The organism is Streptomyces sp. NPDC042002, assembly GCF_055588305.1.
In genome coordinates this window covers 197,655-218,414 of sequence record NZ_JBVJCT010000012.1, presented here as the reverse complement: position 1 = coordinate 218,414, position 20,760 = coordinate 197,655, and the positions used below count along the sequence as shown (strand labels likewise).

The 20,760-nt window shown below is 67.2% G+C and carries 27 protein-coding genes, 1 tRNA gene and 1 pseudogene; 8 read left to right on the top strand and 21 right to left on the bottom strand.

What is annotated here, in order from left to right:
* Positions 1-468 precede the first annotated feature (468 nt).
* Positions 469-544 (top strand) — tRNA-Arg (locus tag ACZ6KY_RS20325).
* A 68-nt stretch (positions 545-612) separates the two neighbouring features.
* On the opposite strand, the gene ACZ6KY_RS20320 is transcribed toward ACZ6KY_RS20325, so the two are convergent.
* From ACZ6KY_RS20320 to ACZ6KY_RS20265, 12 genes and pseudogenes are all read right to left on the bottom strand, one after another.
* Positions 613-1,770: a tyrosine-type recombinase/integrase gene (locus ACZ6KY_RS20320; RefSeq protein ID WP_469311658.1), complete on the bottom strand. Its 1,158-nt coding sequence runs from the start codon at positions 1,768-1,770 to the stop codon at positions 613-615.
* Positions 1,770-1,958, bottom strand: coding sequence for a helix-turn-helix domain-containing protein (locus tag ACZ6KY_RS20315; RefSeq protein ID WP_266614465.1), 189 nt, complete (start codon positions 1,956-1,958; stop codon positions 1,770-1,772). Before ACZ6KY_RS20315 ends, ACZ6KY_RS20320 begins: the two co-directional genes overlap by 1 nt.
* Entirely contained in the window at positions 1,955-3,376 is a 1,422-nt protein-coding gene (gene repSA / locus ACZ6KY_RS20310) for a replication initiator protein RepSA (protein ID WP_469311657.1), read from the bottom strand. Before repSA ends, ACZ6KY_RS20315 begins: the two co-directional genes overlap by 4 nt.
* A 91-nt stretch (positions 3,377-3,467) precedes the next feature.
* Positions 3,468-3,785, bottom strand: coding sequence for a SpdD-like protein (locus ACZ6KY_RS20305; RefSeq protein WP_469311656.1), 318 nt, complete (start codon positions 3,783-3,785; stop codon positions 3,468-3,470).
* 23 nt (positions 3,786-3,808) lie between these two features.
* Entirely contained in the window at positions 3,809-3,964 is a 156-nt protein-coding gene (locus tag ACZ6KY_RS20300) for a hypothetical protein (protein WP_328555009.1), read from the bottom strand.
* Between the two features lie 11 nt (positions 3,965-3,975).
* Entirely contained in the window at positions 3,976-4,167 is a 192-nt protein-coding gene (locus ACZ6KY_RS20295) for a mobile element transfer protein (protein WP_266614473.1), read from the bottom strand.
* A 6-nt stretch (positions 4,168-4,173) separates the two neighbouring features.
* Positions 4,174-4,359: a hypothetical protein gene (locus ACZ6KY_RS20290; RefSeq protein ID WP_469311655.1), complete on the bottom strand. Its 186-nt coding sequence runs from the start codon at positions 4,357-4,359 to the stop codon at positions 4,174-4,176.
* Positions 4,360-4,377: 18 nt separating this feature from the next.
* Positions 4,378-5,091, bottom strand: a complete 714-nt coding sequence (locus ACZ6KY_RS20285; RefSeq protein ID WP_469311654.1) for a DUF2637 domain-containing protein — start codon at positions 5,089-5,091, stop codon at positions 4,378-4,380.
* A complete protein-coding gene (locus ACZ6KY_RS20280) occupies positions 5,091-5,294 on the bottom strand; it encodes a hypothetical protein (protein ID WP_469311653.1) in 204 nt (67 codons plus the stop codon). Before ACZ6KY_RS20280 ends, ACZ6KY_RS20285 begins: the two co-directional genes overlap by 1 nt.
* Before the next feature lie 83 nt (positions 5,295-5,377).
* Positions 5,378-6,733, bottom strand: coding sequence for an FtsK/SpoIIIE domain-containing protein (locus ACZ6KY_RS20275; protein ID WP_469311652.1), 1,356 nt, complete (start codon positions 6,731-6,733; stop codon positions 5,378-5,380).
* Between the two features lie 2 nt (positions 6,734-6,735).
* Positions 6,736-7,093, bottom strand: a pseudogene (locus tag ACZ6KY_RS20270) (SCO3933 family regulatory protein).
* Positions 7,094-7,231: 138 nt separating this feature from the next.
* Positions 7,232-8,011, bottom strand: a complete 780-nt coding sequence (locus ACZ6KY_RS20265) for a GntR family transcriptional regulator (RefSeq protein WP_469311651.1) — start codon at positions 8,009-8,011, stop codon at positions 7,232-7,234.
* An 18-nt stretch (positions 8,012-8,029) separates the two neighbouring features.
* On the opposite strand from ACZ6KY_RS20265, the gene ACZ6KY_RS20260 reads away from it, so the two are divergent.
* The 4 genes from ACZ6KY_RS20260 (at position 8,030) to ACZ6KY_RS20245 (ending at position 11,106) form a co-directional block, all read left to right on the top strand.
* Positions 8,030-8,494 carry an NUDIX hydrolase gene (locus ACZ6KY_RS20260; RefSeq protein WP_469311650.1) on the top strand — a complete coding sequence of 155 codons (465 nt, stop codon included), beginning with the start codon at positions 8,030-8,032 and terminating at the stop codon, positions 8,492-8,494.
* Between the two features lie 144 nt (positions 8,495-8,638).
* Entirely contained in the window at positions 8,639-9,367 is a 729-nt protein-coding gene (locus tag ACZ6KY_RS20255) for a CPCC family cysteine-rich protein (protein ID WP_469311649.1), read from the top strand.
* 480 nt (positions 9,368-9,847) lie between these two features.
* Positions 9,848-10,327 carry a suppressor of fused domain protein gene (locus tag ACZ6KY_RS20250; protein WP_469311648.1) on the top strand — a complete coding sequence of 160 codons (480 nt, stop codon included), beginning with the start codon at positions 9,848-9,850 and terminating at the stop codon, positions 10,325-10,327.
* A 380-nt stretch (positions 10,328-10,707) separates the two neighbouring features.
* Entirely contained in the window at positions 10,708-11,106 is a 399-nt protein-coding gene (locus tag ACZ6KY_RS20245) for a hypothetical protein (protein ID WP_469311647.1), read from the top strand.
* A 239-nt stretch (positions 11,107-11,345) separates the two neighbouring features.
* Here ACZ6KY_RS20245 and ACZ6KY_RS20240 read toward each other — a convergent pair whose 3' ends face one another.
* The 9 genes from ACZ6KY_RS20240 to ACZ6KY_RS20200 all read right to left on the bottom strand — a co-directional run bounded on the left by ACZ6KY_RS20240 (position 11,346) and on the right by ACZ6KY_RS20200 (position 18,162).
* Positions 11,346-12,005, bottom strand: a complete 660-nt coding sequence (locus ACZ6KY_RS20240; protein WP_469311646.1) for a Pycsar system effector family protein — start codon at positions 12,003-12,005, stop codon at positions 11,346-11,348.
* Entirely contained in the window at positions 12,002-12,934 is a 933-nt protein-coding gene (locus ACZ6KY_RS20235; protein WP_469311645.1) for a hypothetical protein, read from the bottom strand. The genes ACZ6KY_RS20240 and ACZ6KY_RS20235 overlap by 4 nt, the downstream gene beginning before the upstream one ends.
* 413 nt (positions 12,935-13,347) lie before the next feature.
* Positions 13,348-13,992, bottom strand: a complete 645-nt coding sequence (locus ACZ6KY_RS20230; RefSeq protein WP_469311644.1) for a DUF6000 family protein — start codon at positions 13,990-13,992, stop codon at positions 13,348-13,350.
* Positions 13,993-15,091: 1,099 nt separating this feature from the next.
* The gene (locus ACZ6KY_RS20225; protein WP_469311643.1) at positions 15,092-15,484 is read right to left on the bottom strand and encodes a hypothetical protein; all 393 of its coding nucleotides are present in this window, start codon (positions 15,482-15,484) and stop codon (positions 15,092-15,094) included.
* A gap of 594 nt (positions 15,485-16,078) precedes the next feature.
* Positions 16,079-16,381, bottom strand: coding sequence for a hypothetical protein (locus ACZ6KY_RS20220; RefSeq protein WP_469311642.1), 303 nt, complete (start codon positions 16,379-16,381; stop codon positions 16,079-16,081).
* Entirely contained in the window at positions 16,378-17,121 is a 744-nt protein-coding gene (locus ACZ6KY_RS20215; protein WP_469311641.1) for a GntR family transcriptional regulator, read from the bottom strand. Before ACZ6KY_RS20215 ends, ACZ6KY_RS20220 begins: the two co-directional genes overlap by 4 nt.
* Positions 17,118-17,342 carry a hypothetical protein gene (locus ACZ6KY_RS20210; protein WP_469311640.1) on the bottom strand — a complete coding sequence of 75 codons (225 nt, stop codon included), beginning with the start codon at positions 17,340-17,342 and terminating at the stop codon, positions 17,118-17,120. The genes ACZ6KY_RS20215 and ACZ6KY_RS20210 overlap by 4 nt, the downstream gene beginning before the upstream one ends.
* 217 nt (positions 17,343-17,559) lie before the next feature.
* Entirely contained in the window at positions 17,560-17,757 is a 198-nt protein-coding gene (locus tag ACZ6KY_RS20205) for a hypothetical protein (RefSeq protein ID WP_469311639.1), read from the bottom strand.
* A 126-nt stretch (positions 17,758-17,883) separates the two neighbouring features.
* The gene (locus ACZ6KY_RS20200) at positions 17,884-18,162 is read right to left on the bottom strand and encodes a hypothetical protein (RefSeq protein ID WP_469311638.1); all 279 of its coding nucleotides are present in this window, start codon (positions 18,160-18,162) and stop codon (positions 17,884-17,886) included.
* Positions 18,163-18,240: 78 nt separating this feature from the next.
* On the opposite strand from ACZ6KY_RS20200, the gene ACZ6KY_RS20195 reads away from it, so the two are divergent.
* From ACZ6KY_RS20195 to ACZ6KY_RS20185, 3 genes are all read left to right on the top strand, one after another.
* A complete protein-coding gene (locus tag ACZ6KY_RS20195) occupies positions 18,241-18,996 on the top strand; it encodes a GntR family transcriptional regulator (protein WP_469311637.1) in 756 nt (251 codons plus the stop codon).
* A 497-nt stretch (positions 18,997-19,493) separates the two neighbouring features.
* On the top strand, positions 19,494-20,132 hold the full coding sequence (locus ACZ6KY_RS20190; protein ID WP_469311636.1) for a hypothetical protein: 639 nt from the start codon (positions 19,494-19,496) through the stop codon (positions 20,130-20,132).
* Positions 20,129-20,620 carry a hypothetical protein gene (locus ACZ6KY_RS20185; protein ID WP_469311635.1) on the top strand — a complete coding sequence of 164 codons (492 nt, stop codon included), beginning with the start codon at positions 20,129-20,131 and terminating at the stop codon, positions 20,618-20,620. Before ACZ6KY_RS20190 ends, ACZ6KY_RS20185 begins: the two co-directional genes overlap by 4 nt.
* Positions 20,621-20,760: the final 140 nt, after the last annotated feature.

Below are 20,760 nucleotides of genomic sequence, written 5' to 3'. Positions count from 1 at the left end.
AAGAACCACACCCTGCGCATCCGAGTCGACGAAACCCCGGAGAACCGGGAGAGCGCCCCCGCCCAAGCGGCAGCGCTTCAACCACATCGAGGACCTGCGGCAGCTACCGCCGGACACCCACGCAGGCCGCCGCCTCAAGGGCTTCCGCCAGGACAGCGAGTCCCAGCGCTCCCGCTTCGCCCAGAGCTACCCCCCACAAGAGGGTCCCCGCCTACGGGGCCGACGCGGCCCTGCTGATCTACATCGGCCACGCCTGGCTGAGCAACTCCGTCGCCCGAGCCAAGATCACCCACGCGCCCGCCGCCTGAGCCGGTGCGCACATCTCTCCGCCCTCGGATCAGGCACCACCCGCTACACTGACCGCGGTGGCTATGCCCTCACGGGCTGCCACCACGACCTGTCGCCAAGCAAGCCTGAGCGGTCCGCCGGTCCCGGCAGACTTTCAGACACGTTTTCCGACAGATCCCCGCCTTCGTAGCTCAGGGGATAGAGCACCGCTCTCCTAAAGCGGGTGTCGCAGGTTCGAATCCTGCCGGGGGCACCAGGGAAAAGGCCCCGGACCGATCATGGTCCGGGGCCTTTGACATCCCGTTTTGACATCAACGAGGACGGTCACTGACGACCGGGGCGCCTCCTGAGCAGCCGGTCCATGTGGCTCATGGCCTCGCGCTGGGTGTCCTGCACGACGTGCGTGTAGACGTCCATCGTGATGCTGATCCGAGAGTGACCGAGGATCTCCATCACGACGCGGGGCGCGACTCCGGCCGCCGTGAGCAGGGTGGGCGTGCCGAGCCGGGCGTCATGCAGCCGGATCACGCGAAGGCCGGCGGACTCGGCGACACGGGTGAAGGAGCGGTAGACGTTCCGCGGCTCGACCTGGCGACCGGTACGGGTGGTGAAGACGTAGCCGGAGCCGGACTCGTGCCACTGCTCCCCTGCCTTGGCACGAGCGGCCGACTGCCGCATCCGGTGCCAGCGCAGCGGGGCGATGCACAGCGCGGGCAACGGGACGACACGGCGCCGACGGCTCTTGGGATCGTCGTCGTAGAGGACACCGCGACGGCGCTGCGTCTGCTGCCGGACGTAGAGGACCCTGTTGTCGAGGTCCAGATCCGACCACCGGAGGCCGATGATTTCGCCCCGCCTGAGCCCCATGGCGATGGCGAGCACGAAGGCCGCGTAGAGCGGATCTCTGCGGGAGGCGGCGAGGAAATCGAGTGTCTCGTCGAGCGTCCAGGGCTTCAGCTCCCGGTTGTCCGTGCGGGGCGGCTCGACGAGCTTGGCGACGTTGCGCGCGATCAGCTCCTCGCGGCAGGCGGAGGAGAGGGCCGAGCGCAGAACTCGGTGCGATTCCTTGGCAGTTGCGGCGGTGGTGTCCTTCTCCAGTCGGACGAGGAAGCGACGGACGTCGGCGACGCCGAGAGATTCGAGCCGCTTTGCACCGAGCAGCGGCACCAGGTCGAGCCGGACGTGCGTCTCGTACTTGTCGTACGTACTGAGCTTCCGCCGGGGCTTGATGACGTTGTCCAGCCAGTACGGCAGCCACTCGGAGAGCTTGGCCGACTTGGTCGGCACAGGCACTCCCTGGTCGACCTTGTCGAGCAGCTCGCGGCGCTTCGAGTCGCACTCGGCCCAGGTCTTGCCGTAGGCGAACTTACGGGCCCGGGTGCCGTCCGGCTGAAGTACGTAGACCGCGCACTGAAAGCGGCCGTCCTTGCGCTTCGTGATGGTTCCCGCGCCGTTCGGGTTGCGCTTGCGTTGCTGGGCCATCAGGCGGCCTCCTCGATCTGGCCGAGGACGAAGTCCGTGACGGCGTCGACAGGGATTCGACGGGCCCCGTCGATCTTGATCGAGACGAGGCGGCGCGACCGGATCAGGTCGTAGACCTTGGAGCGACCGACCTTGAGCCGGGTCATGACCTCCGGCACGGTCAGTAGTTCGGCGGTGGCAGTGGTCATGCTGCGACTCCCTCCTTGGCCAGCTCGTCGCATAGGGCGTCGCGGGCGGTCTCGCGGTTGGTCTGGAGATCGCGGGCGATGGTCGCGGCGAGGGCGGCTTCGCCCGGAGTGTGGCCGTGGCCGGCGTACTGCCAGTCGGTCAGGACGAGGACGGTGTCCGGCTCGCGGTCGTCGAGGCCGAGGACGGAGGCCTCCTGCGCGGCCCGGTAGTCGGCGCGTTCCTGGCGGATGGCGCCGAGGGTGGTGGAGTACGTGCGCGACTTGGACGAGAAGTGCCCGCGGAAGCCGAGCATGTGCGCCCAGGCCCACAGGCGCCGGTCCGGATAGAGGCCGTCCAGGTCGCGGCAGGCTGTGATGAGCCGCCGAGTGTGGTCAGGGACGTGGTGGCGGTCGAGTTCGGTGAGTTCGCCGATGCGGCGGTCCAGGGTTCCGGTGTTCTCCGCGGCCTTGGTGGCGTACTTGGCCACGTACGAGGCGACCGCCTGTTCGGTGATGTCGGAGCCGTCGCCGAAGGCCTTGACCGGGCGGACGTCGAGTTGTCTTCCCCATCGGAAGGTCCGAGTCGGTTGGTCACCTGCGGCCGGGACCGAGACGGATGTGTACGAGTGCGCAGCGGCGGCACGTACCGCGTCCGTGAGCAGGTCGACCGTGGCCCACGAGGGTGGCGGTGTCCCGGGCCCCTCGGGACCGTCGAGGCGTACGACGGCGTGGAAGTGGAGTGCGCCGCGCTTCTGGAACTCGGCCACCTTGCCGTACGAGACACGCAGGTGATCGGCGAGTTCGCGGCGGGGCAGGCCGGCGCGGGCTGCGAGTTCCCGGCGGAGTCGGGTGGTGAAGCGCTGCCAGAGCTGTCCGGCGTGGTTGTTGAAGAGGACGGCGCCCGCGTAGTCGTAGGTGCCGGAGTCGAGGGCGGTGCCCAGTTCGGGGGCGTCGGGAGTGTGGGCGGTGCCGCAGCGGCAGGCGCCGGTGTGGTCGGGGCGGTTATGGACCGGGCCGAACGAGGGCGCGGTGAGGGTGGCGAAGACCCGGGGGTGGTCGCGCACGGTGGCGGGGATGTCTCGGCGGTCGTCCCCGGCGAGGCCGGCGCGGATCAGGTGGTAGGTATCGCCCGCGTACGTCCAGGCGCAGGAGGGGCAGCGGGAGGCGCGGCGGTTGCCGCAGGCGAGACGCAGGCGTCCGCCGGGTTCGTTCTCGGTGGAGTAGTGGTGCAGGGTCTCGCCGGTGGTCTTGTCCTTGGCGAGGGTCCAGCCGGTCAGATGGATCGGGTCGGCGCAGCCGCCTGTGTGGCGGATCTGGTCTTCCCAGCGGGTGTAGTCGGAGGCCGAGGCCACCCGGAGGACGTCTCCGAGGGTGATCGGGTCGAGCGGCGGGGCGGGCGTAGGTGCCTTCTGTGTCGCGGGTGAGGCCCGGTGGGCCATGCTGGGGCTTCCTTCCGGTTGCGAGATCGATCGGCGGGGACGGCTCCCGGGCGGCGGATGCTTGGCGGTATCGAAGCCACCCGGGGGCCGGTCAGCGGCGCTTGGCGTCGGAGGCGAGCAGGGAGCGCAGGACGACCGCGCAGACGGCGACCGAGGCGCCGGTGATGGCGACCGCCAGGAGCAGCGAGACCAGGACGGCGCCGACGACCAGGACCACGGCCGTTCCACCGCCCACGAGCGCGAGCGCGGTACCGGGGGTGAGTTGGACGACCGGGCGGGACGACGCGGGGGCGACGGGGATCGGCTGCGGGACCGGGGCGCCCGGGGCGATGGTGGTCGGCTGGATGACAGCGGGCGGGGTGGTCAGGCCTGTGGGCTGGGGCATGGTCGGGCACTTGGGCCGGAGCATGGGCAGTTCTCCTTCGCAGTGCGCTACTTGACGGCGGTGTCGATGGCGGGGGCGAGGACGCTGTCGGCGAGGAGGTAGCCGCCGAGCAGGAGGACGGCGATGAGCCACCAGGGCGGGCGGATGAGCTTGACGCCGAGGTAGCCGACGGCGACCAGGGCGAGCCAGAGCGGGACCTGCACGGGGTGTCTCCTCAGCGGACGGTGCAGCGGTGGGTGCGGGCGGCGAGCTGGGCGGCGGTCTGGCTGGAGTAGTCGGCGGACCAGCCACAGCGGTCGGCAGTGCAGACGGCGGCGTGTGTGGTGCGACCGTTGCGGTCACGGTGGGTACCGATCTGCACGGGGCCGATCCGCATCAGGGAGTGGAAGTTGTCGCGAGCAGACATGTCGGGTCAGTCCCTTCCGGTGGTGGGGTCGGGGTACCGGGAGCGGATGTTCCGGGCGGTGACCGGGTCGTCGACGCGTCGGGCGGCTTCCTCGGCGAGCAGGTGGGCGAGGAAGGGACGTCCGGCCGCCGCCATGTCCCGTGCCGCGTCGAGGCAGTCGGCCGCGGTCAGGCCAGCCGGGTCGGAGGTCATCTCTGTTCTCCCTCGCGGTCAGTTGAGGTGGGCGGCGATGGCGTCGGCGAGGTGGGGCGGGACGCCGAGGCGGGAGCGGAGGGTGTCGGAGTCGATCGAGGAGCCGGTACGAGCGCGGTACTCGTCGGCGACCTTGCGGGCGTGGTCGACCAGGACGGCCGGGATCGGCGGAGCAGAGGCCGGGACGAGAGTCGGGACAGGGCTCGGAGAAGTGGCGACCTCCCCGGCGGGGACAGGGACCGGAGCAGGCTCGGGCAGGGTTTCCGCGACCGATGCGCGTTCGGTGTCCGGCAACAGTTGTTCGTCCGAGTGCTCGGTGTCCTGCGGTGCGGCGACCGGGGCCGACGGTGCCATCTGCGGCTCCGGGGCCGCCGAGTGGGCGAGGAGCGTGCCGCCGAGGAAGGCGAGGGCAGGCCATCCGGCGATGCCGAGGCGGAGCAGGGCGGGCGGGTCGGCCAGGTCGAGGAATCCGGCGGTGGCGATGTTGGCCCCGAGGGAGGCGAACAGCGCTACGACGAACCAGCACCAGGCCAGCCGGGACGGTCCCTCACTGCGCAACCTCCGCCAGGCGGCGACAAGCAGCAGGTCGACACTGATTGGGTAGGCCCATGCCTTCCAGCCGTTCTGTCCGGCAGCGGCGGCCAGGTCGTGCAGGTGGGCGAAGGACAGGGCACCGGCGATCACGGCTTGAATCAGGACCGCGTCGACCCGGAGGCCGTGACGGGCGCCCATCAGACGTCGCCCGGATAGGCGGGGCCGTCGTCGGAGTCGTAGTCGTCCGGGAACACGCCGGGCGGCGGCTCGGGCAGCGAGACGGCGAGGGACGGGCTGACGGCGTCCACGAAGTCGAGGTCGGCGCCGGCCATGTCGGCGTACAGGGCGAGTTGGCCGAGCAGAAGCACGGTCCGGGCGAAGTCCTCGCAGTTCGGGCACATGGCGGGTCTCCCTTCTTTGGGCATGGCGGGGGTAGGGACTTGGCGCGAAGGCGGTCGCGCCGACCGTGGGGGTGGGGTGGGGATCAGACGGTGACCGAGGACGCCTTGACCAGCGGCACGGGCTCGGCCGCGGTGCTGGGGAGAGCGGGCCGGAACTGGGCCAGCTCGGGCAGGTCCGGGGTCCGGTCCGCGTGCCGGTTGCAGATGTTCACGGCCTGGCGGAGCGAGGTGTGCGGGGCGCGGATGCGGTGCCACCCGCCGGAGGAGTCGCCCGCGATGGCGATGCCCCGCGTCTCTGCCGGGATCTGGATCGCGGCGAGGACGGCGTCCGGAGAGATATCTCCGAAGGCCATGTTGGCCGAGGTCTCGTCGTTCACGCGATGGGCGGTACGGCCGGTGAGCTGGGCGCGAAGCATCGTGATGCCCTTGCCGAGTTCGGAGCCGAAACGCTGCCCGCAGATCTCCAGGTAGATGCCGGCCGCGCGGCCGAGCTGGGCGAGACGGACCAAGGCCGTGATGATGCGGTCCCGGCGCTTCTCCTCCTCCTTGCTTGCGTACAAGGCGAGTTCGGCGACCTCGTCGACCAGGACCACGACCGGGACCGGACGCAAGTCGTCGGGCAGGTCCCAGATGTCGGCGGCGATCTCCGCGTCCGGCACGTCGGAGGTGATCCGCTGCTGGGATCGGATGAGCTGATAGACGTGTCCCATCCTGACAACGAGCGCTTCGAGTACTTCCGCGGCGGTGTCGGGATCGTCGGCCAACGCGGAGAACCGTCGGGCCAGCGGAAACAGCTCGACCCCCTGCTTGCAGTCGATACCGACGAGGGCGACGTCCATCGGGGCGAGTCCCGCGACCAGGTTGCGTTGGTACACGGACTTGCCGGACTCCGTGGCGCCGAGGGTGAGGGCGTGGGGTACGGCCCGGTAGTCGCGGTAGTGCACCGCCCCGTCCTCCCGCAGGGCGACCGGTACCCGCATCGGCCGGTGGTCGGTCTCGGCCGGCATTTGCACCCGCTTGAGCACGTCGTAGCCGGTCATCCGCACCTCTACGACACCGGATCGCAGCTCACGCGAGGTCACGCCGTACATCGAGAACGAGTGCCGGAGCCGGTCCGAGGCGGCGGCGACATCGAACGCGTCCTGCCCGGGGCGGAGCTTGAGTCTCAGGACCAGGCCTGTACGGGTCGGCCGCAGCCGCAGGATGCGCGGCGGACGCGGCTCCGGCATCGGCCGGTTGGCGGCACGGGCCAGGGCGAGCCGCCACCGCGAGGGCGGGACGGTCAACCCGCACGCGTCCATGACCGAGCCGTAGCGGACCAGGACCCGTAACACGGCCAGCGTGACCCCGAAGGTCAACCAGTACCAGGCGGGGCGCCGCCACCGCAGGAGACCCACGGCAGCGACGACCAGCACCAGAACGACCACGAAGTCGGCCACGATCAGGCCGCCTTGGACCCTGCGGCAGCACCGACGAGCGAGGTGACCGCGACCGCGCGGAACGCGATCCCGTGACGCCTCTGGCCGTTGAAGTCGTTCTCCCAGGGCCGGGCGATCAGGCCCGTGAGCGCGACCGGCGTGCCCATGGCCAGCTCACCGGAGATGCCCGGCTCCGGCACGGTGATGGACAGGATCTCCACCTCCTCGTTCGCCGCGAACATCACGTCCACGGTCATCAGCCTCGCCCCCGGTCTCCGTGTCGGTGGCGATCTCACCGGTACGGCGGTCACGCACCTTGACCTGCGGGGACTTGGCGACCATCACGACCGCACCGGAGGTGTCGACGGGAATCTGACGCACAGAACTCACTCCTCTATAGATGCCTAACTCCGTCACTCATGTATAGGAGTGACATGAAGAAGAGTGCCTCACTCCTATACATGAGTCAACCCGCCACGAAGAGGAACTCGCGGCGGGTTGCGGGATGCTGAGTGGGCGTCAGTCCTCGGCGGGGATCCGGTACTCGAAAACGAACTGGTCAGCGGCCATGAGGGTGTCGCACACCTCGACCACGAGACCCGCGGTCGTACGAGCCTCCCGGATCAGGTGAACCACCGGCGCACCCGGGCTCAGCGCCAGCTCCGAAGCCTCCGCCTTGGAGGCCGGCCGCGCCTGTACCGTCTCGACGAACTCGGCGAACTCATGCCCGTGGTCTTCGAGTCGGGCATAGATGCCACCGCCGCCGGGATTCTCGGCGAACAGCTCGGGGATGTCCTTCACGACGTCCCAAGGCAGGTAGGACGTGGCGGTCTCGACCGGCGTGCCGTTGCGGAAGTAGAGACGCCGACGGGCCAGCACCTGTGTGCCGACGGGGACGCCCAGCCGTTCGGCGGCATCCTCCGGCGCCTCCAGGGGCCCGATGTACAGGACGCTGACCTTGGCCGTGGCCCCGGACTGCGCGGACTCCGCGAGGTAGGCCGCCTGCCCTCCCCGCCGCAGCGAACGCCGGAAGCGATCAGAGGAACGATGCCGCACCGGAGGCCGGTCCTTCACGATCGAACCCTTGCCGTGCCGGGTCTCGACCAGCCCACTCGCCCGCACCTCGACCATGGCCTTACGAATCGTCCCGCCGGCGACGCCGTAGCGCTCCACCAGCTCCGATTCGCTGGGCACCATGTCACCGGGCTTCAGATCCCCCGCCCGGATCTGCCGCACGATCTCGTCCGCGATCTGTACGTACCGAGGCCCGGAACCGACCCCTCCCGCCGCAGTTCCCATAGTCCTTCCCTGCCTCCTATGCTCCTTTACATGAGTCAATCACAGGAAGCCACACCGTCCCCCCTGCACTCCGTGTCCGTGGCCGGAGTAGTGGTGCGCGAGGACGGCCGCCTCCTGGCCATCCGCCGAGCCGACAACGGCACCTGGGAGCTCCCGGGCGGCATCCTCGAACTCGACGAGACCCCCGAGGCCGGCGTCGCCCGCGAGGTCCTGGAGGAGACCGGCATCCACGTCGAGGTCGACGAACTCACCGGCGTCTACAAGAACATGACCCGCGGCATCGTGGCCCTGGTCTTCCGCTGCAAGCCCTCGGGCGGCACCGAACGCACTTCAAGCGAGTCCCTGGCGGTCTCATGGCTCACACCTGACGAGGTCAGCGAGCGCATGTCGGAGGCTTTCGCGGTGAGACTCCTAGACGCCCTGGACGGCAACGGCCCCCACGTACGCAGCCACGACGGCAAGCACCTCATCCCAGCGGGATAAGACTTTCTCTCCATCATCAAGCACCCGGCTCCGCTCCGCTCCGCCGGGCGGGCTCCCGGCTCCGCTCGGTGCGCCGCTCCTGCCTTCGGCCCGCTCCGCCCCGGCTGCGCCGACGCCCGCCCACTGTGGATAGGCCCGGAGGTCATGAGTCGAGTACCCGACGTACGCGGCTCAAGGTCACGGACCATGCCTCCGGCGGGGGATCGGCCGGCACCGGGTGGGAGGGGGCGCCGTTCCCGGCCGCGGGCACATCGTGGTGAGCGTGGTGGGCTCCCATCCCGTCCACCGTCGCCCCAGGCAGAGCCGAGCAGACGCGGCCCATGGCGTCCAGGTCGTTCGTCCAGCAGGGCGCTCCACCTGGACGCCATGAACCACGCCCGCTCCACGGTGTGTGGGTCGACGGCGGACGGGATGGGAGCTGGGGCGAATGGTGGGTCAAGGGGTGCGCATGGAGCACGTTTCGTCGGGCTGACAAGCCGAGGACGCCTGCCCTGGCCACAGGGCAGCGCGATCGCACAGCACAATGCATTCATGGTGTTCGCGGATGTCATAGGCCGAGCTGAGAACGGTCCGTATCGCTGCCCTTGCTGCGGCTTCGTCACTCTCGCTGAGCGTGCAATGTACGAGATCTGTCCAGTCTGCTTCTGGGAGGACGACGGTCAGGATGACCACGATGCAGACGAGTGCCGAGGCGGCCCGAACGGCCGGCTCAGCCTGACTGAGGCACGGCGCAACTTCGAAGCTACTGGCTCGTGCAACGGGCGTTTCTCGCCACAGGTACGTGCGCCGCGACCGGAGGAGCACCCGGACATCGCTCCGCACTACGGCACGGGCATCCTCTCCCGCAGGACCCCGCCGAGCGATCAAAACTAGGCCCAACTTGCCCGACCTTCCCGATGGAGCTCGGAATCAGAAGACAGCCGCTGTCTGGCTGTGGTCCGTAGAAGGCAATCCTTGTCAAGATCGCGTGCGGCGACTGACACCAACGTCTGACACCAACAGGCCCGGACAGCGGCGGTCAGCGCCGTACTTCGGCAGACCGTTGGCCGAGGTGCCCGGCCGGTTGATCGAGGTCGACAACCGCCTGCAATCGACCTGATAAGGATGAGGCCAAACGTTCAAGACTGCGTCGGTAGTGTTCCCGGCCAGCCCGGCACCTTGCTTCGGGGACACCTGACTCGCTCACGTCCCGTCTCGGTCGTTACTGTCCAGGGGCCGTCCTTTACGGCCGAGCGTAAGAACGTCAGATAGGGGTGCCCAGTGCCGGAGCTCATAGACCACCTTGAGAGCCGACTCGGGCGCATGCTCGGGGCTTGGTCGGCGCCCGCAGGCGCTGCGTCAGGTACTCCTCAGGTGGCACACTTCCGCGACGGCAAGCTCTCGGGTGTACAAGCGTTCGCCACGATCGGCCTTTCTCGTACGCCGTTGTGGCAACCGACTACAGACCGCCACTTCCACCTGGAACTGCTGACCTGCGAGTACGCCAACCGTACAGAGGGGTACGGGCACTTCCCCGACGTACTGGAATACGTCGCTGGGCAGTTGGTGGCGAGTGGCGAGGCAATATTGCGCGGTGACGTTGTCCCACTTCCCGCACCACTGCCCGGCGGAACCATGACAGCCCTCTACGCAGCCTTGCCTGTCTACTTCGACGCCGATTTCTTCTCGGTCACCGTGGAGAACGGCAGTGCTGTCGCCATCGTCTGGCTGATCCCTATCACTGCATCGGAGACCGCCTTCATCCGCAACGAGGGTTGGGGTGCCTTCGAAGACGCGCTGAGCCGCCAGGACCCCGACCTTCTCGATTCCAACCGTCCAGAACTCGACTTCTAGATCCAACGGTCACGACCGTGCCGTGACCGTTGGGACGGAGCATGACGTAGACGCCTGTTCAACCGCGTGACAACGCGGACGTACCGCCGCGGACAACCGTGCACAGTTGTGGACCATCGCAGCAGGTGAGAGGCATAGTCGCCCCAGGTCTGGGCGTCCACGGGAGTTGCTTCGGGACGAAGCGGTCGCGTGCCACAGCCGTGCCACATCGTGCGGTCAACCACGGTCAACGACGGCCCGCCACAGTCGAGATGCGCCGCTCTCCTGGGCTGCCGCTACAGCCGGAACGGCCTGGGGAACTCCACCGCCATCCACGTCCGCCCTCCTAAAGCGGGTATGCAGGAACGTGCCAGCGCGTGGAGACGCGATGCCATCATCAGATGATGCTGACCGAAGAGGACGCGCGCCGACTGGTGCTTGCCAAGATCGACGACGAACGGGGCTGCGTCGAGTACGACCTTCAGATCCTGCGGGTGGAGGCCTTGTCGTTCGGATGGATCTTCTACTGGGGCGCGGCCCGGGACGGTCAGAGCGGACAGCGCCCGCGGTTGGGAGGCAACGGTCCATTCCTGGTGGATCGTGAAAACGAGCGGTTGATCCGTACAGCCACCAGCGTCCCCGTGGCCCGTCAGATCGCCGACTACGAACGCCGACTACGCCGCGAAGCTCACGCCCGGAATCTGGCAGCGAAGCAAGCCGTACAGCAGCGCGGTACCGCAACCCCATCGACTGCCCCCGCCCGTTGGCGCCCCTCAGAATCCTTGGAGCGACCGGAATGACCGTCACTGACCGAACTGGCTAGAGCTACGGATCAGAAGGTTGCACCAGATGGTGACGGCCTGGCCCCGCGCCAGGCCGTCTCAGTTTCCGTCTCGCTCAGCGCCGTTCAACGATAGGCAGCGGCTAGCTACCGGTGGGCTTCTCCTTGTATTGCGCGCTCGCGTCGTGTGGTGCTTCGCACGCCCGGCGCGGACCTGTCGTCCAGCCCGTCCGGCGCCCGGACCGCACCCTTGTCCGGCTAACGGGTGGCGATGATCAATGCAATCAAGACCAAGCAGACTAGACCTACACGCAGAGATCGGATTGCATGGTTAGCCCATAGGTACTTCCTATTCGCGACGAGAGAGTTCGCGTGAACCTGACGAGCGATGTGATCAGTGATCTCTCGGTCGTTGCCCGTGAGCGCGGCCAACACCTGCGCGTACGTTGGTGCATCGTGCTCGTATAGACGCTTGACATCGCCGTAGAACAGCAGGTTGGTGGGGCTGCGCTCAGCCTCAGACTGCAGGGACTCGGTCTCCTCTTCGCTAGGAGGCGTATGTCGCCCCGCGTACAAGCCGCGCAATTTCGCGCGCAGCTCACCACTCAGAGGAGGTTTCAGCTGGGGCGCAAGGGCTGCCATGGCAAACAGTCCGGCAAGGAAGATAGCCAGGCAGCCAACGACCGCAACGAGGTCAAGGATGATTCCGGGGTTTCTCTGGTCTTTGAGCAGGTTGTAGGCGACCCCGCCGGCGACTCCAGCAGCGGCTAGAGTCGCCACGCTCTTAGTCTCGGCGTGTTTCACCCAATCGTTGACCAGGCTTAGCGCCTTCCACGCGTGCTCCGGTTGGAGGGTACTCGGGGCAGAGGTACCTTGCTCAGCCTCACCACCAGCTGGGGGGCCTTGCTGCGGCCTCACGACATGAATCCGGCACGTCGCGCTCGGAGCGCCTCGCGTTCCTGCTGCGCCTTCGACCAGATTGCCTCACGCATTCGCGCTGAAGCGGCCGCCTGCTTCAAGTGACCGACATCGTCACGTTTTTTCTCACCGCGTAGGACGGCTGCGCAGTACTCCTCCCCATGGATCGCGCACCATGAGGAGTGCAATACCCGCCCCTGAGCCTCCGGATCTCCGTCAGGGAGCCGATCAATGGTGTGGTCTACCCAGAGGGTGTCGGACGGACCCTCGCCGCACGGACAGGTGTAAGCCAGGTAATCGTTCTTCTCGACACGGTCCCACACACTGCCGGTAACGGCCATGAGGTGCCGATCGACCGACTGTGCCGCTTTGGCCGCATAGTTGACAGCCTTGCCTGCCCAGACCGGCTCTTGCTGATTGACGTTGCGCGGCGTACCAACCCGCTTGACTAGGAGACGACTGGAGGCGATGCCGACTTTGAATCCCGTGCTCGGCAGGGCGGAGTCGTTCGGCCACCGGGCTTCAAGCCGCTTCACCAAGTCAAGACTAAATCTCTTGACTGTGATTCCGGCGGTCAGCGCGCGTTCGTACCGGCGGTCCCCCCAGAAGAGTGCAAAGGCGCCGTCACCTTGAATCGCCAGGAAGTCAGCCTCGAACTCGTCGAAGATCCTGACGACTCCACCTGTGCTGGCCTCGTAGATGCTGGCGGTGCTCGCAGCCCATTTCCCGGTGCCCAACTTCGTCGAGCCCTTCAAGTCCGCCACGACGGCAACCGCATCGGTGACCTTGTGCCATTTCCGAGCGGTGATCGGCAGCGCCGACACGTCAAGGTCGTGCCCCTTGTCCACCACGTCCGGGGTGGACGCGAACTCGTCCTTCGCCTTCTGATCGAGCTCCTCGATCAGATCCTCGAGCTTTACGTCAGTCACGGACGTCCCCTCCCACTCGGTCCTGCGGCTTCTACGGTACGGGAGGGGTACGACAAAGCCTGGTGAGTGCAAACCAGCCCGTCTCAACCAGCTATGGACCGGGAGACCGTGGCCCGCTACTTCATTGGCCGGCCGCCGTAGCTTGCTCTGGTCGACGGCACCGCGGCGTGGCTGAGGGTGGTGGGGTGCTGACTGTGCCGGCTGAGGCTCAGACGGGCGCATCGGAGGTGCCCGACCGTACGTCGAGCCGCCAAAGCTGGGCCGTCCCTGGGCCGTCCGAGGTCGCTCGACAGTAGCCAAAGACGACCAACGACGACCACCAGGCGCATGAGCCCACCGCCCTTGAGCAGCAAAATCGCAGCTCACCAAGATCCCCGACAAGAACCAGGGCAAAAAGAAGTAAGTCGATGTCCTCAACCGTCAGTGGCGGTCAAACCGAGCCTACGGGTCGAACAGTGTTTGGCAGCTTCGTCAGCGAAAGCGCAGAGCTGACCGATGAACTCTCGGTAGCTGTCGGGGGTATCGCGGTCCTTGCTGGGCGGCCCGTCGATCCACTGCTGCCAGAGTCCGTTCGAGGCGAGGAACCGGGCCGCGTGGTCAGCACCGAGCTTGGCGTCAAGCAACAAGAGCGCGCCGAGGGCCGCCTCCTGGTCGTAGGCAAGGTCAGGGCGAGCCAGGTAGCAGTCGAGATAGGCAGCCAAGGGGGCGACGTCGGCAGAGGTGCCGAAGGTGGCCAGCGCGACACAGTACGCCTGCCCCGCGTAGGGCCCTTCACTGGCGAGCAGGAGTTCGCCGAGACGTTCCCGGAACTCGGTTCTGCCGGCAACGGCGATGAGCCAGGCTGCTGTCTTGCGCTCGCGCCACCCTCCGTCGAGCAGCGTGCCCAGTTCACGAGGGCTGATCTCACCGGCAACCTTGCCCAGCTTCTTCATGAACTTGGTTCGGTCGCGCCCACTCATACCTAGAAGGGCGCCACCGACTTTGAGGTACCGCCGGTCGGGCGTGACGTAGCGGCGGATCAACCTGAGCCGCTCGTCCTCTTCGTCGGTATGACGCATGGCAGCATCCTCGTACGGACGAAGCTGTCAGACCAGCGATCTGGTCGGCCGGACGCTCAGCCCTGCGTGTCCGTCCGTCTCAGTTTCCGTCTCATTCAGCGCCGTTCACGGTCGTTCAGACCGGACCGGAAGCAGTAGCCGCCCAGACGGCCGGCCGCCCATGAACGCAGGTGAACGGCCCCGCTCGAAGCCCCAGGCCCCACCAGCACAGTTGGAAAGCGTGCACACTGCTCTCGTACCCGGGGCACCCCGTGTCAGCATCGGGCAGAGCACCTGCGATCAGCAGCGTGGCGCATACGGCGTGGTGGGGGAATCGTGGCAGCACTGACCTGGGTCATCGTGGGCATCGGCGCCCTCTTCATCGTGGCGGCCATGTATTGGCGCCTCATGGAACAAGAACGGGTACGCCGCGGAGCAGACGCCTTTCGCTTCCGCCTCTTCCGAGTCTGGCTTCCCCTCGTCTTCGGTGTCGCAGCACTGGGCAAGCTCCCCCGAGCTCTAAGCGCCCCGTTCCCGATCGTGGCCCTGTCCGAAGTGTTGAGCCTCGCGCCGACCGTCATCATCGTTGGGCTGGGACTGATGGCTGCCAGAAAGCCACGCCCGGGAGCTCGCACCACAACCGCACCAGATCCAGCGGGGAACAGCGGGGAATCACGGTGAACGCGGCCCATTCCAACGAGGCCGCAGGCGCGCCGTCCGCCCAGGTCAGCGCCCGAACCAGCCCCGAATGCCCTCAGCTTCCCAAGCTGATGGCCCGACCGCTCAATGCGTCAGCGGAACCCCGTGCTCGTCCAGCGTCACCGCGTACCGCGCCAGCACCGTCCAGGCTCGTCCGAAGAACGTTGACCGAGTCCCGGGCCTCTTCCAGGTCACTGATCAAGCCCTGCGGCCCGAAGTGCTCGGAGGAGCCCAGACCGACTCCGCCGGCACTGCCGACGGCCAGGACCTTCCAGCCCGGCGAGCACTCGGCAGAAGACGTTGCAACGCTTGCAGTGGAGTGCTGGATGCCAGCTTCACGCTGTCAGTGCGGCCGAAGCGGTAGCTCTGACAAGTACGGCGGGACAGGCTCCGCAAGCTGGGTCCGGCGCTGCTGAACGCGCTACGCCGCGGTGCGGGCCTCTTGCCAGCGAGCGGCGTTGACCTTGTTAAGGCCGTAGAACGCCTCAGCCTGGTAGGTGGAGTCGGGGTCTGTACCCCACTCCCACTTCATCGGCCAGTTGCCGCGCTCGTAGTGAGCGTGCAGGTGCCGAGTGAAGGCGGCCAGGGCGCCCTTGATCTGGCTGCGGTCGAGATTGAGTCGCTCCACTACGGCGGTTGTGCTGAACGAGCGCTCCGGCTCGACGGCGAGGACGTCCAGCAGAGCCGTGACTCGCCGGACCGATGGAAGATCCGTGCTGATCAGCGACTTGAAGTCCTCGACGGTCCACTCCACCACCGGCCAGTCTCCGTTGGGTTCGGCACCCTGGGTACCACCAGGCAGAGGACTACTCATCCCACCCTCCTTCAGATCGAGCTCGGCGAGCAGGGCATAGACGCGAGTGACGTACTGAGCAGGGACGGGTACGGAGATGAACTGCTGCTGAGACACAACTCCCCCAAACTCCGGCAGTGGACGACCTGTTGACACCATAAGCTTGACAGACAGTCCACTGCACCGTCTACTCGTAAATGGAGTCTGTCTACTTTCCAGGAGTTGGAGTAAGTAGACGAACAGTGACACCGCGCCAAGGGGCGACAGCAGTCATCGTCAGCGCAGGTTGCCGATATGGGGTTCCGGCACCGTTGTCATAGGTCGGCCGTCGCGGATTGCTCTGGTCGACGACACCGGCAACCTGGCTGAGGACAGCGGGGGTGCAGCGCGGCACACGCGCGCCTGGTCGGTCGGCGCACCCGCCATCGTGGCTGACTTTCGTCGGCTGAGGTTCAGGCGGTCGCGGAAACGGTTCGCCTGCGCTTCGGTGTGCGATGCGCTCTGGAGCGGGTCGGCACAGCGCGACGGGGAGGGGAGCCCGATTGATGTTCGGGCTCCCCTCCCCGTGTAGAAGGGAGGGCCGTCATCGGCAGGCGCCGTTGTGCAGACGCTTCTTCAGGTGCCGTGTGGTTCGTTCACCGCCAGCAGGTGACCGCGGCTGATCGCGACGCGGAGGACGTCTCGCAGGGCCCCGGTCAGTTCCTTCGCCAGCCGTTGCTTCTCCTCTGGGTCCGCGCCCTGGTCGTCGAGCGTTTCGGAGGCTCGCTCCAACAGCTCGGCGGCCGTGCCGAGTTGAACCGCCTCGATGTTGTCCGCCAGGCGGGACATGAAGCCGTCCCGGTCGTCGGTGCTCAGGTAGCAGGGGTTGCCCCCGGGGCCCGACCACGGGAGGAGTCGCAGTTCGTCTTGTGTCGTCATCCTTGCGTCTGCCTCTCGTCGATCACGTGGTGGGTGGTGAAGACCGCGTCGATGCGGTCGCCCGGGAAGGCCAGCAGCGCGGCTTCGGCAACGCGCCCGGCGAAGTCGGTCGCGGTGCGCGTGATGGCGAGGATGGGCACGGTGGAGCCGATCCGAAGGGTTGATGCTTCGTCGGGTGTCGGCGGGCGGGCGCACACCGTCTCCCGGACAGCGGCCGGCGCAGGACCGAGCACGGCGAATCTCGTGGCCGCTTCCCCGTACGCGGATTCTTCGCCGAGCACTCCGGCCTGCGCCAAGTCGCGCGGGATGTAGATGCGGGCCAGTCCGTGCGGTGACGCTCCTTCGAGGCTGAGGCACGAGAACTCGGCGAGAGGGCTGCCCGCGGGGACGTCGAGCAAGGTCGCGAGCTGTCCGTGCGCTTGAACCGTGGTGGTGCGAACGGTGACACGCAGAGCCGCTTCGGCCGCGGTCCACGGGTCCAGGGTTCCCCAGCCGCCGACGTACATGATCTTGCGGAGGGGTAGGCGGACGAAGTTGCCCTTGCCGTGAATCTTCTCGACGAGGCCCTCCACCTGAAGCACGGAGAGAGCTCTCCGTAGCGTCACCGTGCTGACCTTGTACCGGTCGGCCAAGTCGGCTTCGGACCGCAGGCGTTCACCGGGCTGGATGCGGCCGGTCGCGATCTGGCGGCGGAGGTCGTCCGCGATGTTGTGGTGACGAGAGGGCACGGACACGGTCACCGCCTTCTCATCGACCGCACGGCGACGAGCCGGGTACGCGCGTGGATGGTCAGCAGCTCGCCCGACTCGAAGACCAGTTGCTTGGCCCCTTGGGAAAGCTGGAAAAGGTCTCTCACCCGGCAGGCTCGGCCGCCGACTTGGATGACGTCGCCGCGCTGCACGGTGGCCGCGGTGACCTCGATGCTGGCGGCCAGCGCGCCGCCGGGGGCCCATGCGTTCATCGCTCCACCTCCGCGGTAGGGATTCGGTCGGCTGCCGGGTGGCACGGGCAGTCGCACGCTTCGTAGATCACAGGAAGGTCGACCGGGGCCGAAGCCGGGGAGGACTCCGCGCAGGCGGGGTGCGTGCCGATGCGGCAGGCGGTCGAGCGGTAGGGAACGGCCGAGGCGTCCGCGCTGCGGAGATGCCGGCGAGACGGCATTGAGGACATCGAGGGCATCAGTGGACCCCCGCGAGGGCCGACCACGCACTGATCGGCAGATGGGGAACGACGATCACCGAGCGCGGGCGCACACGCTTCTCCCAGGCCAGCACGTACGGGCGGACGAGGGCGATGTCCTCACCCGCGAGCGAGTGACGGTGGTCCGCGTCGGTGGAGGCACGGCCCAGGATGACCGTCAACGCGTCAGCGGACATGGGGAATGCGGAGGAGGCCGGCGGGTGGACGGGCGTTAAGGGGTGGCGGTGCCTTCCCTTGGCGGAGTGACGCGCCCTGGTGAGGGAGACGGCGCGGCGGATACGGTTGAGCACGCTGTTCAGCTCCTATCGCTGATGGCCCGGTCCCCCGACATCGCCCGTCGTGGGGACCGTTTTGCGTACGACCGCCCAGAGGGTGCGGCCGTTCAGGCTGGTGGCCAGAAGCCCGAACCGATCTGCCTCGGCCACCACTTCCAGGACCCCCCGCCAGGACTCGACGGAGAGCGATTCCGGCACCTCCGCTTCGACTGACGTGTGTAAGGCGTGCTCCTCCAGGCGCACGGGGAGCCCGATGGCGGACAGCCGGGCGGCGAGGGCCGCCGCGCTAACTCCCGAAGCGGGCACAGGGCAGCCTCCGTCACCGGCAATCACTTTGCGCGAAGCTAGTTAACTAGATTAGAGCTAGTGGACTAGATTTTCCATATGCCTGAGCAGCCGCCCTATCTCCGCATCGCCGACGAACTCCGGCGGCGGATCGCGGAGCACGTATGGGAGCCGGGGGACCGCCTCCCATCCCGCACCCAGATCGGCCAGGAATGCGGCGTGGGCGAGAACGTGGTCCGCCGGGCGCAGGAGCTACTGATTTCCCAAGGAGTGTTGGAGGGACGTGCCGGATCGGGCACGTACGTCGCCGAGCCCCGGAAGCGGGTGCGGGTGGTGCGTTCATCGGCGCGCGAGCAGCCCCAAGGGTCCCCGTTCCGCACGGACATGAAGGCACTGGGCAGACAGGGCGACTGGGAGAGCCGGACCGACGCCAAGGTGCCGGCTCCAGCGGAGATCGCGACCCGGCTCGGCGTCGTCGAGGGCGAGCTGTGTGTCCGGACGGTGTACGAGTTCCTGGCGGACGGCAGACCCGTACAACTGTCGACGAGCTGGGAGCCGTACGACCTCACCGCCGGCACTCTCGTCGTCCTCCCCGAGGGAGGGCCACACGCCGGGGCGGGCGTCGTGAACCGCATGGCCGCGATCGGCGTCACCGTCAGCCATGCCGTGGAACAGCCGGAGCCGCGGCAGGCGACCGCAGAGGAGGCATCGCTGCTCGGCATCCAGAAAGCCGCCCTCGTAACGCACATCCGGCGGACGTACTACAGCGACCAAGGGCGACCCGTGGAAACCGCGGACATCGTCGTGCCCGCCGCTCACTGCGAGATCGTCTACGAGATCCCGATCGGCCGCTGACTCACATCAGCAGGACGACTTCTGACATCCACGGCTGACATCAACGAGTCCTGACGGCGGCATACATCAGCGCTCCCGCACGACCGCCGGACCTGCCGACGACGGCACCAGGAGCGGGCGTCGATCGAACTCCTAACGCCGTGGTGGTCGCCAGCAAGGCTGGCGGCTGTACAGCCGCGAAGTACAGCGACCATCACGACCAGCCTTGACCAACACCGGCCCTGAGTGACCGTCTGACGTGCCCGGGCGACCTTAGCGACCACAGTTCGCATCGAGAGGGCCGGATCCTTCATCGCGAAATTCCGACCCAGCAAAGTCGTTGAGTCTTCACCAGTCTGAACTTAAGGATTTACTTCAAGACGGAATGCGCCGTCGGGAGCCTATTGGTTCCTCAAGTTCCCCTCAGGAAACCGATCATGTGATCGTCGCGTGCATGATCTTCACATAGTGTCCAAGTGCTCGATCGCCACGGGGGCGGTCCACCGGAAAGGTGTCACATGGGCATCGGTTCAAGGCGCGCTGTGACCGGTGCTGCCACTGCGTTGCTTCTCTGTTTTGCGACCGCGGGCGCTGCTACCGCTGAGGAAGAACCGTCCGACGACACGGCGATATCCGCCGATCAGACGACGGACATCAACGACCGTCAGGGGTGGGAAGACGAGCCCGAGCAGCCGGTACTGGAGAAGACGCCCTACTACTGCGACGGCCCTGGCGGCCAATACTCCTGGTACAGCATCACGTCGAAGAAGAACTACTTCATCCCGTCATGGTGGAACGGGACCAAGTACAAGGATGGCCCCGGCGGCACGATGAACGTATCGGTCACCAAGGCCGGCACGATCAGTGTGGACGTAACCGGCACGATCGAATTCCAAACAAACGCCATCATCGCCAAGGCCAAGACGTCGGTGAGCGTGCACGTCGGCGGAAGCACAACCATCACCACCGGACACAACTACTCCCACAGCATCGGCCGCAACAAGTACGGACACTTGCAGTACGGCTCATGGGGCTACAAGGTCACCTGGAAGAAGTTCCAACGGGTTGGATCCTGCGGAGTCAAGGAACTCGGTCATGGGACCGCGACTCTGCCGACGTCGGAGACCGGGTGGAAGTACTGGGAGACTTCGTCATGACCTACTCGAACTCCCGGACCTACCTTGCCGCGTGCGCCGTTGCGGCCTCGGCATTCCTGCTCGCCTCGTGCACCTCCGGCAGTGGTGAGGGGGAGGCCCACAGCGCTCCACCGTCGCCGTCCGCGCCGAGCGCGTCCCGGACGGCGACCGGGCCGTCCGAGAAGAAGCTCACCGAGCAGGTCCAGGCGGCCCTGGCCTCCGTCCACAGCGGGACAATGGTCGAGGCCGGCGTCGAGCGAGTGGGCGATGGGATTCACACCGAGCCCAACCTGAGCAAGGGCAAGACCTACCGGCTCAACCTGGTGTGCTCCGGCAGCGGCAGCGCCCAGTTGACATTCGTACCGGCGAGCGCCGGCACAGCGTCCACGGTGCCGTGTGATCAGTCAGTGGTCCAGCAACGGATCACGGTGCACAAGGGGATACACATCGATGTCAACGGGGCCAAGGGATCGACCGGCATGATCGCCTGGCAAATAGACACCATCTGATACGGGCATACCAGAGCGCCGCCCAGCATCACTGCTGGGCGGCGCTCAGTCCGTAGCGACGAACACCGCGACCCCGGCAGCCATCTCGTCCGGTGCGGTGTTCTTCAGCGCCTCGTAAGGGCCGGTGCGGCCATCGCGGT

Bases quoted from the DNA above. Each gene is read 5' to 3' on its own strand.
- ACZ6KY_RS20225 (WP_469311643.1), bottom strand. From the start codon at position 15,484: ATGAGTAGTCCTCTGCCTGGTGGTACCCAGGGTGCCGAACCCAACGGA.
- ACZ6KY_RS20260 (WP_469311650.1), top strand. From the start codon at position 8,030: ATGCTCCTTTACATGAGTCAATCACAGGAAGCCACACCGTCCCCCCTG.
- ACZ6KY_RS20220 (WP_469311642.1), bottom strand. From the start codon at position 16,381: ATGACGACACAAGACGAACTGCGACTCCTCCCGTGGTCGGGCCCCGGG.
- ACZ6KY_RS20315 (WP_266614465.1), bottom strand. From the start codon at position 1,958: ATGACCACTGCCACCGCCGAACTACTGACCGTGCCGGAGGTCATGACC.
- ACZ6KY_RS20265 (WP_469311651.1), bottom strand. From the start codon at position 8,011: ATGGGAACTGCGGCGGGAGGGGTCGGTTCCGGGCCTCGGTACGTACAG.
- ACZ6KY_RS20185 (WP_469311635.1), top strand. From the start codon at position 20,129: ATGACCTACTCGAACTCCCGGACCTACCTTGCCGCGTGCGCCGTTGCG.
- ACZ6KY_RS20190 (WP_469311636.1), top strand. From the start codon at position 19,494: ATGGGCATCGGTTCAAGGCGCGCTGTGACCGGTGCTGCCACTGCGTTG.
- ACZ6KY_RS20280 (WP_469311653.1), bottom strand. From the start codon at position 5,294: ATGTGCCCGAACTGCGAGGACTTCGCCCGGACCGTGCTTCTGCTCGGC.
- ACZ6KY_RS20210 (WP_469311640.1), bottom strand. From the start codon at position 17,342: ATGAACGCATGGGCCCCCGGCGGCGCGCTGGCCGCCAGCATCGAGGTC.
- ACZ6KY_RS20230 (WP_469311644.1), bottom strand. From the start codon at position 13,992: ATGCGTCATACCGACGAAGAGGACGAGCGGCTCAGGTTGATCCGCCGC.
- ACZ6KY_RS20305 (WP_469311656.1), bottom strand. From the start codon at position 3,785: ATGCTCCGGCCCAAGTGCCCGACCATGCCCCAGCCCACAGGCCTGACC.
- ACZ6KY_RS20290 (WP_469311655.1), bottom strand. From the start codon at position 4,359: ATGACCTCCGACCCGGCTGGCCTGACCGCGGCCGACTGCCTCGACGCG.
- ACZ6KY_RS20205 (WP_469311639.1), bottom strand. From the start codon at position 17,757: ATGTCCGCTGACGCGTTGACGGTCATCCTGGGCCGTGCCTCCACCGAC.
- ACZ6KY_RS20320 (WP_469311658.1), bottom strand. From the start codon at position 1,770: ATGGCCCAGCAACGCAAGCGCAACCCGAACGGCGCGGGAACCATCACG.
- ACZ6KY_RS20195 (WP_469311637.1), top strand. From the start codon at position 18,241: ATGCCTGAGCAGCCGCCCTATCTCCGCATCGCCGACGAACTCCGGCGG.
- ACZ6KY_RS20245 (WP_469311647.1), top strand. From the start codon at position 10,708: ATGATGCTGACCGAAGAGGACGCGCGCCGACTGGTGCTTGCCAAGATC.
- ACZ6KY_RS20285 (WP_469311654.1), bottom strand. From the start codon at position 5,091: ATGGGCGCCCGTCACGGCCTCCGGGTCGACGCGGTCCTGATTCAAGCC.
- repSA (WP_469311657.1), bottom strand. From the start codon at position 3,376: ATGGCCCACCGGGCCTCACCCGCGACACAGAAGGCACCTACGCCCGCC.
- ACZ6KY_RS20295 (WP_266614473.1), bottom strand. From the start codon at position 4,167: ATGTCTGCTCGCGACAACTTCCACTCCCTGATGCGGATCGGCCCCGTG.
- ACZ6KY_RS20255 (WP_469311649.1), top strand. From the start codon at position 8,639: ATGAGTCGAGTACCCGACGTACGCGGCTCAAGGTCACGGACCATGCCT.